Here is a 13748-nt window from a genome sequence, read left to right on the forward strand (position 1 = left end):
TACGCTAATAGATAGATTCCCTCCACAAAATAGGAAGAACTTATGCCCCTCTACAAACTTGAAGAATTTGACCAAAACTATCGAGAAACCTTTGGTGGTAGTGACGTTAAAGCCTTAGATGTTTACACAGAAAGCGGCATGAGAATCGGCTCAGTTGTTGATACTTTAGTAGACCAAAATGGTCGCTTTCGCTATATTGTCATCGACACTAGTTATGATTCTGCGAGTAAAAAAATTCTTCTCCCCATTGGACTATCTCGAATTAATTACCCTGCTAAACGTGTCTATGTCGATGGACTGAGTAAAGAGCAAGTAGAGCGTTTACCTGAATATCGAGAAGATATGGTCGTCGGCGAAGATTTTGAAGAAAGAGTACGCAGCGTTTATCGCTCTGGAAATAACGGCTTAAAATATAACCGTGACACATATTCATACCAGCAAGAGCCTAATTTATACCAATTAGACGACCAATATCATCAGACTTTTAGACTTTATGAAGAACGCTTAATCGCTAACAAAAACCGGGTGAAAACTGGAGAGGTAGCACTAGGTAAGCACATTGAAACCCAAACCGCGAGAGTTAAGGTTCCCATTGAAAAAGAGCGCGTCATTATTGAGCGAGTTTCTCCTACAGCATCAGACAGAGTTGTTGACCCCCAAGAGATAAAATTCTCTGAAGGAGAAGTAGCACGCATAGAAGTTTATGAAGAAACTCCGCAGATTCATAAAGAAGCATTCGTCCGCGAAGAAATCCGCGTCAAGAAAGTAGTAGATCGGGACACCGTTGAAGCCCAAGAAACTATTCGACGAGAAGAATTAGACATTGACACAGGAGATTTGCGCGTTAATGAAGGCAATATAAATCGACCTGATATCATCTAGATGGTTTTGATGGCGGGTATAGTTCAATGGGTGAGGGCACAACATTGTTGTGCCCCTACAAAAACTTATGTATTGCAATATTATTTATCTTTAAATTATGAAATGAAAATACTAACCCCTAACCTCTAACCCCTAATCTCTATATCTATTGACAAATTCCTAAACACATTAATTCAGCCGAGAGAAAGATTGATTAATGCTGAAAAAGTATCTAATTTAGTTAATAGGAGACAGCAGAAAAGCTTTAGAGGTGAAATAAATGGCTCTTTATAAACTACAAGACTTTGACCCTGACTACCGCGAAACTTTTCAAGATAAAGACATCAAAGGACTTGGTGTTTACACAGAAGGATCTGACGAAAAAATCGGTTCCGTTAGTGAAGTTCTAGTCGATGATGAAGGTCACTTCCGTTACTTGGTTTTAGACTTAGGTTTCTGGATTTTTGGCAAGAAAGTATTGTTACCAATCGGACGTTCTCGCATTGATTATAATCGCGATCGCGTTTATGCTGTTGGTCTGAATAGAGAGCAGGCAGAAAACTTACCAGAGTTCGACGAACGTCTAGCCCTAGATTACGATTATGAAGAAAAGGTACGCGGAGTTTATCGCACTCCAGAATATGGTACCAGAGCAGTAGAATCATCAACTTCTTTAGAATCTGCAATGCCAATGGAAGCATCAGCAACGCTGGATACAAACTATCAGCCAGCTGTTACACCTGCTTACAACCGCGATACATACAATTATCACAACGAGCCTGCATTGTTTGGCTTGAACGAGCAAGATCATCAAACTCTCAGATTATATGAAGAACGGTTAATCGCCAACAAGCGACGCCAAAAAACCGGCGAAGTAAGTGTTGGTAAACGTATTGAAACCGAAACAGCGCGAGTCGCAGTACCAGTAGAAAGAGAGCGTGTGGTGATTGAGCGAGTCACACCCACAGACGCAGGAAAAGCCGTTACTCCTGGCGAAGGTGCTTTCCGTGAAGGTGAAGTAGCTCGCATGGAAATCCACGAAGAAACTCCCGACATCCGCAAAGAAACAATATTGCGCGAAGAAGTGAGAGTGAAAAAAGTTGTTGAGCAAGATACAGCTGAAGCTCAAGCAACAGTTCGTCGCGAAGAGTTAGATGTCAATTCTCCTAACTTACCAATTGAAGAACGCTAATTAATTCTATAGAGACGTTGCTTGTGCTTCGTCTCTATTCATTCATTAATATCACTAAACACCTTAACTGCATTGAATTAAAATATCTCTAACTTATCAATAAATAAGCCCTATGCCTGAACATTTACAAACAACTACGCCAGGCGATCGCACAATATCAGCATACACTCCTGAGCAGAATTCTGAAGAGAAACTGAGTTTAGCAGCAATTGATGAAGAAACAATTATTAAATTACTAGAAGAAAGATTAGTAGTTAATCATCAACGGCAGAAAATAGGGGATGTAATTGTTCGCAAAGTCATCGAAACTCGGATAGTAGAAGTTCCAGTTAGGCGCGAGAAACTAATTGTTGAACAAGTCGGTTCAGAAACCAAACAATTAGCAGAAATTGATTTAGGTTTAACAGAAAATAGTAGTGTCGAAATTACTCAAGATTCAAGACCACAATTAGTCAGCTTGAATGGCAATTTAACAGTGCGTGGGGTCTTTAGCTCACCGAAAATTGCGAGCTTACTTTTAAATGCGATCGCTCTTGAGCAAAATCATGGCTGTCAACAGATACAATTAACAATTGCAGTCGAAAATCAACAACAACAGCAAAAATACCAAGAGTGGTTTAATCGTTGTTCCCACAGTCAACAGGAAGCCTGAAGGGGCGAACAACCGTTCGCCCGTACAATGTGCTCTTTAGGTAATATACGTTTAATTTATACATAAGTCTAATAACTCATAACAAATCATAAATTGAAATCTTCACTACGCAGCTCATTTCGCAGTAAGGTTAGTAGTGTCATTGCTGACAACGCTAAACCTCCTCTGCTGGTAGCTACTGCTGATGAGATTTCGAGTAACAAGACTTTCTAAAAAACAAAAACAGCGATTACAGCCAAGAGTTAACATCAAAATCCGGGATGGACAGTTCCACGTTGAAGGAATGGGCGCTTGGTACTCTTACTGGCGCGATCCTTATCATTTGCTACTGACAATTCCCTGGTTTGGCTTTATAGTCATGATTGCTGTGGCGTATGTAGCAATTAATGCAACATTTGCTTTAGCCTACTTGGCTGGAGGCGATTGTATCGCTAACGCTCGACCCGGTTCATTTTTGGATGTGTTCTTTTTCAGTGTCCAGACCCTGGCATCCATTGGCTACGGTGCGATGTATCCTAAGACAACTTATGCTAACACCATTGTCACCATTGAAGCGATGATTGGTTTAGTGGGAATTGCAGTGATGACAGGACTAGCGTTTGCTCGGTTTTCTCGACCATCTGCACGTGTCATATTTAGCAAAGTCGCAGTTATCACACCTTATGAAGGATTACCGACGCTAACTTTTCGTGCTGCTAACCAACGCCGTAACCTGATTCTAGAAGCGCAGATACGAGTTTATCTGTTGCGAGATGAAGTCACCGCAGAGGGTGAAGCGATGCGTAGAATTCATGACCTCAAGTTATTAAGGCATCAAACACCCAGTTTTACCTTATCCTGGACGGTGATGCATGTGATTGATCAGTTTAGTCCGCTGTATGAGATGTCAGCAGAGTCATTAGTGCAAACTAACGCTACCTTGGTGATTTCCATTAGCGGTATTGATGAAACCGTCGCCCAGGTAGTACATGCTCGACATAGTTACGGTGCGATGGAAATTCTCTGGAATTATCGCTTTGTCAATATTTTGCACCACACCGATGATGGACATCGCTACATTGACTATCAATATTTTCACGAGATTTTATCGCTGGACGAGACGAATTGACTAGTACAAGAAGGATGAAGGATGAAGGGTGAAGGATGAAGGATGAAGGGTGAAGGATGAAGGATGAAGGATGAAGAGGAAAGGGAGAGAAATTATGAAAAAACTTCTAAAATACTTCAGTTTAGGATTGCTATCTACCTTGATGACAGCTACTCCTGGATTAGGTGCGGAACGCATTAGCTTTTTTTACCCTCCCTTTGGGGAGTTTTCTTTATCTGTGGAATCGCTGGAACGTTTCGCCAAAGAAGGCAAGATTGATAGTGAATTAGAATTTTATGCTAGCCGTGCTAATCCGCAACAACTTGCTCAGTTGCGGGATTTACTTCAGCAGCGCTTCAATGTCACACCCACTTTGGTGTCTCAGGTGACTTACTCACCTATAGGGGAACAAGTATTGCAGCGTTTAGGAGAATTAATCTTGACTGATTCCCGTCGCAATGGCTTTTATGCTTTGCGAGGGGCGCTAATTTTGGCTGCTGCTGATAAAGAAGGTTTAACTGTAGTCAATTTGTTGAGAAGATTTCCTACTGAAACTTTGCGACTGAATTTTACGGAAGGGTTAAGGATAGTTGCGGATTTATCGACATTACTGAAACAGCGGGATGAAATAGTGGCTGTGGTGCAAAAAGAAGCGATCGCTGCTGCAGCTAATTCTACTGTTGATTTTTCGCAACAACCAGATTTGCGATCGCCTGGAAAATTCCGCTTCGATAAAAAAAGTTTAACTCTCACTGACGGTGTGCGCGATCGTCGTTTACCCGTTGATCTCTACCTACCCCAAAAGCCGCAAAATTCCGCCGAAACCAGCCCGACTTCTTTTCCCTTGGTCGTCATTTCCCATGGGATCGCCTCAGACCGCTACGCCTTTGTTTATCTAGCTCAACATCTCGTCTCTTACGGTTTTGCAGTTGCTGTTTTAGAACATCCCGGTAGCAACGCCGAACGAGTTCAGCAATATTTCGTCGGTTTAGCCGCAGCACCAGACGCCAAAGAATTTGTTGACCGACCATTAGATATCAAATTTCTCCTGAATGAACTCCAGCGACTAGACAAAGTTGATCCCGCCCTACAAGGAAAACTCAACTTCCAACAAATCGGAGTCATTGGTCATTCTTTTGGTGGTTACACAGCCTTATCCCTAGCCGGCGCCAAAATTAACTTTGATCAGCTCCGCCAGGATTGTAACCCTAATAATACATCATCTTTTAACTTGTCACTAATTTTGCAGTGTCAAGCAGTCACATTACCTGTAGCCGACTATCCACTTCCAGACAATCGCATCAAAGTTGCCCTAGCCATCAATCCCATCGGTAGCTCCATTTTAGGCGAGCGTGAAATCAAGAAAATTAAACTTCCGATCATGCTTGTAGCCGCAAGTCAAGATATTTTCGCCCCACCAGTATCAGAACAGATCCGCCCCTTCACCTGGCTTGCTGATCCCAATAAATATTTAGCCCTCGTTGAAAACGCCACTCATTTTTCTGCGATCGCCGAACCCACCCCAGAAAACGATGTCCTACCCGTCCCCCCCGCACTACTCGGCCCCAACCGCGCCGCATTCTATGCTTATCTCAAAGCTTTAAGCGTCGCCTTCTTAGAAACCCATCTACTCCAACGGCCCGAATACCGCACCTACCTACAACCAGCCTATGCCAAATACATCAGCCAAACTCCCCTCAATCTCAGCTTCCTACAATCCCTCAGCGACGAAAAACTCACCCCTCCACGCCCATAAACACTCAGCCTACCTCAGCGTTAAAAACTCCCAACTTCTTTAACCTCAAACCTCACCACCACGAAATCATTACAGGGATCAAAATAATTTCCAGCTACCTCTGCATATCTGAGCAACATCCACCAAACTTTTCAGTATAAATACTGAAAAACCACATCTAAATCATGTTTCCTAAGCTATAACGCCAATCATTGTTATCTAACTCCGAAGCATTAATCTGAGCCGATTGTCAGGGAAAACCTATATTTATCTGGTAGTATTTATAAAAACTTATCCTTAAAATTTGTTTAATATATATACTTCTTGTGAAGAAGTATTAAGAAATACTTATTAAAAAATGTTGCTATAACTTGATTTAGTTGTTAACGTGTGTAGTGACAGCAATCTCAGGAATGCTCCTATTGAGGAAACGTCAAAACCTATGAGCTATATCCATTCAGTCGATTGTAGAAAAAGTTAATCATCAGGCAAAGCGAGGAATTTATCTAGACTAACGGTGAGGGATTGCAGATTAACCAAGAAATATTCCTAGCTCCCAGCCCAATAAAACATTGCAGATACCATAAACAGCTTGTCTGACTGAACAGACGCAACAGCAAGCGCGCAGTCAGACCAAGAAATTAGAGGTAAAAACTCATGAAGATTCAAGGTAAGGTAGCACTGATTACCGGCGCTTCCCGTGGAATAGGACGGGCGATCGCTCTGGAACTAGCACAGCAAGGTATCAAGCGAGTGATATTGCTAGCACGCGATCAACGAAAACTCACCCAAGTAGCCAAAGAAATCGAAGCAATGGGAACACAAGCGACAATTGTTGCTGTCGATTTAACCCAAGCAGTCGAGCTAAATATCGCCGTTGCTCAAATTTGGCGCAACTATGGCCCCATCCATCTTTTAGTTAACTGTGCAGGAGTCGCCTATCAAAACTCATTCTTGCAATGCAAACTTCCCCAAGTTCAAGAAGAAATTTCTGTCAATTTGATGGGAATGTATACCCTCACCAGCCTAATTGCTCGGCGGATGGCTACCCAAAAACAAGGAAGAATTGTTAACGTCTCCAGCTTAATGGGAAAAATAGCCGCACCCACAATGGCGACATACTCAGCCACCAAATTCGCAATTCTCGGCTTTACCCAAGCCTTACGGCGCGAACTAGCACAACACAACATTCAAGTCCAAGCCTTATTACCCACCCTCACAGACACCGACATGGTGCGGGACTTCCAAAACTTTCGCTGGGTAATCCCCATGACACCCCAGCAAGTCGCCCAAACCCTGATCACCGGACTAGAAAGAGATTCACCAGAAATTTTAGTGGGTTGGCAAACTTACTTAGCCGTTTGGTGTCAACGTTTCACACCTTGGTTGCTAGAGTGGATTTTAAACTTAGCCACTCCATCGACAACTAACAGACTCCTCAGCAAATTTCAGCGCCTGAGTGACTTGCTGTGGTCAAACAACATGACTGCTTTCGTCTCAGCACGAAAATCTTAACGATCCAAAACTCTCGATCAAATCAACACCGTTAGACATCTGGTGAAAATGAAGAAAGGGCGAACAACCCTGAGAAGAAAGGGCGAACAACCCTGAGAAGAAAGGGCGAACAACCCTGAGAAGAAAGGGCGAACAACCCTGAGAAGAAAGGGCGAACAACCCTGAGAAGAAAGGGCGAACAACCGTTCGCCCCTACATATCAAATTGTTGCTTTTCTTGAGAAAGAGTCATTCTCTAGCCCCTATTCCCTCACCCCTAACCCCTATTTCCCACAGCATTTGCAATTTAAAACTGCTATGTGTGCTCACGGCGATCGCATAATGAAACATACCTGATTGCGGAGCAGCCAGCAAATGCTAACATTGCCTTCCCATCTCCCCACATTGCCCGAAATCATCGATAATTTACCAAATATTTCTGGTTGGGAAACAGAGGTACTCTCGGTAGTTAACCATGACGCACCCATATTTTCACCATCAACAAATCTCAACTTAGCAGATATCAAAGCAGTATTTGCGATCGCCTTACATATGCACCAGCCCACAATCCCCGCTGGTGATAACGGTGCATTGATTAGTAATCTGCAAGACATGTTTGCACATCCCCACACCGGAGACAACCACAACGCCGCACCCTTTGCTTATTGTTACAGCCGCATGGGCGATTTTATTCCCGAACTTGTGCAGCAAGGTTGCAATCCCCGCGTAATGTTGGATTATTCAGGTAATCTGTTGTGGGGACTCAGACAAATGGGACGCAGCGATATCCTCGACAATCTTAAACGCATTACCTGCGATCGTACCTATCAGCCCTATGTCGAATGGCTGGGAACAATGTGGAGTCATGCTGTCATACCCTCCACCCCCATAGCAGATATTAAACTGCACATCATCGCTTGGCAACATCAATTTGCTGCCATTTTTGGATGGGAAGCACTAGCGCGAGTCAAAGGTTTTTCACCTCCAGAAATGCACCTCCCCAATCATCCTGACACCCTCTATGAATTCGTCAAAGCACTCAAAGAATGCGGTTATCGTTGGTTACTAGTGCAAGAACACTCCATAGAAACCATCAACGGTGAATCTATTATTCACAAACACTTACCACATCAACTCATTGCTCGCAATTCCCAAGGCGAAACAATTAGTATTACCGCCCTGATCAAAACCCAAGGTTCAGATACTAAATTAGTAGGTCAAATGCAGCCATACTATGAAGCCAAAACCTTATCTTCACAACAAATAGGCAATGTATTTATCCCACCAATTGTCAGTCAAATTGGCGATGGAGAAAATGGTGGAGTGATGATGAATGAATTTCCCAGCGCCTTCAAACAAGCTTGGCAAGAAATGCTCAATCAAGGAGGAGGAAAATCGGGTATTGTTGGTGTGTGTGGCACTGAATATCTAGAATTAATCACAGCGGCTGGATGCAATTTAGCAGATTATCCCCAATGTCAGCCAGTAGGACAACACCAAATTTGGCAGCGAGTTTCCGTTGATAATTGTCAACCTGAAGTTGTAGAAAATGTTATCCAAGAATTAAAGCAAAATCATCCTAATTTTCATATGGATGGTGCTTCTTGGACGAATCATATCAGTTGGGTAAAAGGATATGAAAACGTGCTATCGCCTATGTATCAACTCAGCAGCTTATTTCATCAAAAACTAGAGCAATTATTACCAACTAATACCACCAAATATCGCCAAGCGCTACTGCATAACTTATTACTACAAACTAGTTGTTTTCGTTATTGGGGACAAGGCGCTTGGACTGACTACGCGCGAGAAATTTATCAACGCGGCGAAAATTTGCTTTCTTAGGAGATGTGGAAATGAGAGTCAAAAATAAGTAACAAAGATTAAACCAAAGGTAATAATATTTCAAATTCTGTCCCCACACCAGGTTGAGAATTAAAATTAAATTTACCTCCATGCTTGGAAGTGATAATGCGATAACTAACTGCTAAACTAGTTGTCTTCTCAGCCTGTTTTTCGACAGAAAAAGATTCAATAATTTGCTGTTTTAAACCCTCTGATAAACCAGGGCCATTGTCAGCTATATGAATAGAAACCCAGCGAGAATCTGGCGATTCTGTTCTATTTCCCGCTTGAGAAATAACTTTTGTCGTAATATCAATTCGGGGTTTATTGTGAGTATTTATCGGCTGAGAATAAAATTGCTGACGCACTGCTTCATTTAATAATGCGTCTATAGATTCACTTAAGATATTCATCAATACTTGGCTAAGTTGCCCCACGAAACAATATACTGGTGGTAAATGACCATAATTTTTAACTATTGTAATTTCCCCTTTAATTCGGCTATTAATTAAAAGGACAATACTATCTATACAAGCGTGTAGATCTACGGGTTTAGGATAAAGTTCGTCGATATGACAAAAATTTTGTAAGCTGGTAACAAGTTTTCTTAATCTTTCGGCGCCAGTTTTAATACTAGTCAGCGCTTTTGATAAATCCTGTTCTAAAAAATCGAATTCAATCTCATCTTTAATATGGGTAATTTCTGCTGAAGGCGCAGATAAATTTTTTTCATAAACGGCGATGAGTTTGAGCAAGTCTTGACTATAGTTAGAAATATAAGTTAAGTTACCCCAAATAAAGCCTACGGGGTCTAAAATTTCGTGTGCTATCCCATCAACTAAACGTCCTAAACTCGCCATTTTATCATTTTGAATCATTTTGTTTTGGCTGCGTTCATATCGTACCTGAGTTTCGATACCGCGAATTTGCCAAGATGCAATATTTAATTCATATATATCTATTAGCTGATAATTATTAGATGCAGTTTGAACTACTATTGGTTCTGCTAAAAATTCTGGAGTTCGCCTCATAGTCAACTGCGTTGCTGTCAAAATGGGTGTTGTTTCATTCAGCAATAAAATATCTGTCCGCGCATAGCTATAAAGAACACTTAAAGGTTCTCGAAAAAATAATTCTTGTCCATGAGGACGAATCAAAAATTCTAGCAGTCGTCGCCGAGAAATCATGCCGATAAACTGTCCCTGTTCCAGTAAAATTGCTCCTGGGAGTAAGGGATATTTTTCAAAAAACTTTGTGATTTCTCCAGCGGTATAGCTAACTTCCACTTGAAAGCTATACATTGTTAGTTCCTGGAGAGTTGAATTTAAACCAAGATAGCCATCGCTACCTTCAGAAAAAAATGGCGGTGAAATCTGAGAACTGAATTCTGGCGACACTGGAAACTCTTATCAGTACAAAAACAGTTAACAAACAAGCTAACATGTTAACTCTAACTAGTCTGAAATTAACAGGGTACTATGCATCACATCTATAGAAATATTGCATTGTCGAGCCACAATACACCAGAAAATACTATTAATGATTGGCAGAAATTGGTACTAAAGGTAAGAGAATCCGAAATTCAGTACCAATATTCGGTTGGGATGTCACCTGTAATTGTCCACCATGCTTGTGTGTAACAATTTCGTAACTAATTGCTAACCCTAGCCCTGTACCTTTACCCACCGGTTTAGTAGTGAAAAAATCCTCAAAAATCTGCTTTTGAATTTCTATCGGTATCCCCACGCCATTATCAGCTATGCGAATCGAAATGTATTGTTGAATTTCCTGCTGGATAATTTCTGTATGAATCTCGATCTGGGGTTGCCAATCTTTGGTTCTTTTTATCTTCTCATATAAAGCGTCTAAGGCATTGTTTAATAAATTTATTAATACCTGACTTATTTGTCCTGCATAACAAATTATCAGCGGTAAATCACTATAATTTCTAATTACTTCAATATCGTTATTCATTCGATGTTGGAGAATCAGTAGCGTATTATCAATGCATGTGTGTATATTAGTTGGTTGACGTTGTTTCTCGGCTTTAGCAGTAAATTCATATAAACTTGTGATGATTTCTCTTAAACTTTCGGAACTAACATTGAGGGTGTTTAAAATTTGTGATAAATCTGTGTAGATAAAATCTAAATCGATTTTAGATCTAATTTGTGCAATTACTGGAGATGAGTGACGATATTCTGTTTCATAAGCATTCAATAACCTCATTAAATCTTGAAAATAATTGCTTAAAAATGGTAAATTTCCGCCAATACAGTTAACAGGGTTCCTGATTTCGTGGGTGATTGACGCTACCATGCGTCCTAAAATGGCAAGTTTTTCTGTTTGCAATAATTCCTGTAATTTTTCTTCTCTGATTATTTTGTGTTTTAATTGATAGATTTTAGATTGAGCAATCAATAATTGCTGCATATCGACAATTCCATATTTTTTAGAATTGATGCTAACAACTATCGGCTCTGATAATGATTCCGGCTGACGTGCTAAAGCTTGTTGGGCTGCAGCTAAAATTAGTGTTTCACTTGGTAAAATTAGGATATCGGATGATAAATTTTGAAAGACGACTTCCAAAGAGCGATCGCTAAATTTTTCAGATTCAAAATTAACAGCAATATTTTCAAAAAATTGCCGTCTAGAAATCATGGTTACTAGTTCATCACCCTGTTCTACTAGCAGCACTCCTGGTAAGAGCGGTTGCGACTGGAATATTGCTCTTAATCCAGAAACTGATTCGCCAATATCAAATTTTAATTTCCATAATGGCAATTCTTGCAGATTTGACTCTACATGCAATTTTTCAATAACAGTATCCAGCAAAGGTTGATTTGAGAAATCCCCACAGGGCATTCTTTTGCTAACTCCCCCAGTCTAGTCGAATTGAATATAGCATAGACAACAAATATATTAAATAATGAATTTCTTAGGCAATGCCTAGAAAAGATCACAAGAATTAAGTGATAGCAATAAGAATTTTCCCAGCAGCTATATATCTAAAGAATATAAAACTTAATGCTCAAAAACCTAAAACAATTCCAGCACCTAGTTAGAATTCCTCTAGATAATTCACTCTTGATATGGATGAGAAGATAAATTTTCCTGTGAGTTGGGTATCTTACCTGCCTGGAAAGACAAGAAATGGGTGAGACCCCTATCCCACAAGAGTTTGCTGATACACTATTGTCAACTCTCCCACTACTAACAAGCTCTGCATGAAGATGCGGTGAATTAATGTCTGTTTTGCTCAGTCAGATTTTGCAAGAAAATACTGATGTGATTGTCCTGTACGTTGAATTCTGTCCTTGCATTTTCATGGTTTTAGTAGTAAAAATTTAACCAAAGCTGGGATGAGATTTGACTAACAGCAGCCTAAAATGTGGAGAAACTGTGAATCCTTGATAAAAATGCTGGAAAGTTTCCGGCCTCACTAACCAAACTACGGTAAACATGAACATAAATCATTCAGCACTATACACGTACGAAGTGAAGCTGCAAATTTGGAACTATTCCTGAAAACAGACGATCTTAGGAGTAGTCATAGGCAGTAAATTCACTCAAATAGACAAAACGATATACAATCAACCAATGTTTTGTAGCCTGAGAGCGAGCCAATCCACTAAAATATTGAATCTTTGCTCAAATGAGTTGTAATTGTCCCCATCTGCTTTTGATCCCCGTTCCTATAAAATGACTAGGCATAACCTCAAATCTCCAAACTGCTTTTGACTGCAACGCCCATGAATCAACTGAACAATGGTTTCACTCTATTTTTGAGTCTGCTAGTCGAGGCGATACCGTTTCTGCTGCTGGGGGTGTTATTCTCCAGTTTGCTGCTGTTTTTTGTGGATGAGCGCAAATTGGTAGAAAGAATGCCCAAAAACCCCCTGTTGGGTGCTTTTGTTGGCAGTACGATCGGCTTTTTGTTCCCAGTGTGTGAGTGTGGTAATGTACCAGTGGCGCGGCGGTTACTCATGCAGGGAGTACCCACACCAGTAGCAATTGGTTTTTTGCTAGCAGCGCCGACAATTAACCCCATTGTGATTTGGGCTACTTGGACGGCGTTTCGAGATCAACCAGAAATAGTGATTTTGCGTGTTGTATTTTCGCTTTTGATTGCTACAATTATTGGCTTTGTTTTTAGTTTTCAGAAAGACTTAAGTCCCATTGTCCAACCAGCGATCGCTCGTTATCTCAAGTTTAATCCTCCCCCGCAGCCAGAACAAAAAGGACGCGGAAGACGCCCAGCACTAACTAAAGATTCTCCAACATCTAATTTATTGAAATCTGGGACTTATATCTTAGGAGGAAAACCCGGTTTAAGGACGCGGATGGATAGTAATCTCATACAAGAGAATTCTCCATCAACTACCCCTAATAAGTCACTCAAGGAGAAACTGCGTCTACTACTGGATAATATTATTCAAGAGTTACGAGAATTAGGAGCAGTCATGGTGATTGGTAGTGCGATCGCCGCTGCAATTCAAGTTTTAGCACCCCGCGAATTGATTCTCAGCCTCGGTGCTGGCCCTATTAGCTCTATTGTTGCCATGCTGATCCTAGCAGCGGTAGTGTCTATTTGTTCTACAGTCGATTCATTTTTCGCTTTATCTTTTGCCTCGACTTTTACTAGCGGTTCTTTATTAGCCTTCCTCGTATTCGGCCCCATGATTGACATCAAAGGTGTGGGTTTGATGTTATCAATCTTTAAAGCCAAAGCTTTATTTTATTTGTTTGCTTTAGCCGGGCTATTAACATTTTTGTTCACTTTATTTGTGAATTTGCACATCATCTAATACCTTCTCCAAGGTAACAGGCAATTGGGAATGGGCAACAGAGAAATTCCCATGAACTTTTGACTATTCAGG

General features: G+C 40.9%; 10 protein-coding genes. 8 read left to right on the forward strand and 2 right to left on the reverse strand.

The features are described 5' to 3' along the window. The first annotated feature begins 42 nt into the window (after window positions 1-42). The 7 genes from MIC7126_RS0112600 (at window position 43) to MIC7126_RS0112630 (ending at window position 8865) form a co-directional block, all read left to right on the forward strand. Window positions 43-882 carry a DUF2382 domain-containing protein gene (locus tag MIC7126_RS0112600; RefSeq protein WP_017653514.1) on the forward strand — a complete coding sequence of 280 codons (840 nt, stop codon included), beginning with the start codon at window positions 43-45 and terminating at the stop codon, window positions 880-882. Between the two features lie 259 nt (window positions 883-1141). Beyond that, window positions 1142-2053 (forward strand): DUF2382 domain-containing protein, encoded by a 912-nt coding sequence (locus tag MIC7126_RS0112605; RefSeq protein ID WP_017653515.1) that lies wholly within the window; start codon window positions 1142-1144, stop codon window positions 2051-2053. A gap of 112 nt (window positions 2054-2165) precedes the next feature. Then, window positions 2166-2705 carry a DUF2382 domain-containing protein gene (locus MIC7126_RS0112610; RefSeq protein ID WP_017653516.1) on the forward strand — a complete coding sequence of 180 codons (540 nt, stop codon included), beginning with the start codon at window positions 2166-2168 and terminating at the stop codon, window positions 2703-2705. Between the two features lie 184 nt (window positions 2706-2889). Continuing rightward, window positions 2890-3813, forward strand: a complete 924-nt coding sequence (locus MIC7126_RS0112615) for an ion channel (protein ID WP_017653517.1) — start codon at window positions 2890-2892, stop codon at window positions 3811-3813. Between the two features lie 94 nt (window positions 3814-3907). Next, window positions 3908-5548, forward strand: coding sequence for an alpha/beta hydrolase (locus tag MIC7126_RS0112620; RefSeq protein ID WP_017653518.1), 1641 nt, complete (start codon window positions 3908-3910; stop codon window positions 5546-5548). A 636-nt stretch (window positions 5549-6184) separates the two neighbouring features. Beyond that, complete coding sequence (locus MIC7126_RS0112625) at window positions 6185-7042, forward strand: SDR family NAD(P)-dependent oxidoreductase (RefSeq protein WP_017653519.1); 858 nt, start codon at window positions 6185-6187, stop codon at window positions 7040-7042. Between the two features lie 353 nt (window positions 7043-7395). Continuing rightward, a complete protein-coding gene (locus tag MIC7126_RS0112630; RefSeq protein WP_017653520.1) occupies window positions 7396-8865 on the forward strand; it encodes a hypothetical protein in 1470 nt (489 codons plus the stop codon). A gap of 38 nt (window positions 8866-8903) precedes the next feature. Here MIC7126_RS0112630 and MIC7126_RS0112635 read toward each other — a convergent pair whose 3' ends face one another. Together MIC7126_RS0112635 and MIC7126_RS0112640 are read right to left on the reverse strand one after the other, a co-directional pair. Next, window positions 8904-10262, reverse strand: a complete 1359-nt coding sequence (locus MIC7126_RS0112635; protein ID WP_026100214.1) for a sensor histidine kinase — start codon at window positions 10260-10262, stop codon at window positions 8904-8906. Between the two features lie 139 nt (window positions 10263-10401). Continuing rightward, entirely contained in the window at window positions 10402-11733 is a 1332-nt protein-coding gene (locus tag MIC7126_RS0112640; RefSeq protein WP_017653522.1) for a sensor histidine kinase, read from the reverse strand. An 887-nt stretch (window positions 11734-12620) separates the two neighbouring features. Between MIC7126_RS0112640 and MIC7126_RS0112645 the strand changes: the two genes are divergently transcribed. Further along, the gene (locus tag MIC7126_RS0112645; protein WP_017653523.1) at window positions 12621-13676 is read left to right on the forward strand and encodes a permease; all 1056 of its coding nucleotides are present in this window, start codon (window positions 12621-12623) and stop codon (window positions 13674-13676) included. The last annotated feature ends 72 nt before the right edge of the window (window positions 13677-13748 follow it).

The organism is Fortiea contorta PCC 7126 (assembly GCF_000332295.1).
GTDB classification, from domain to species: domain Bacteria; phylum Cyanobacteriota; class Cyanobacteriia; order Cyanobacteriales; family Nostocaceae; genus Fortiea; species Fortiea contorta.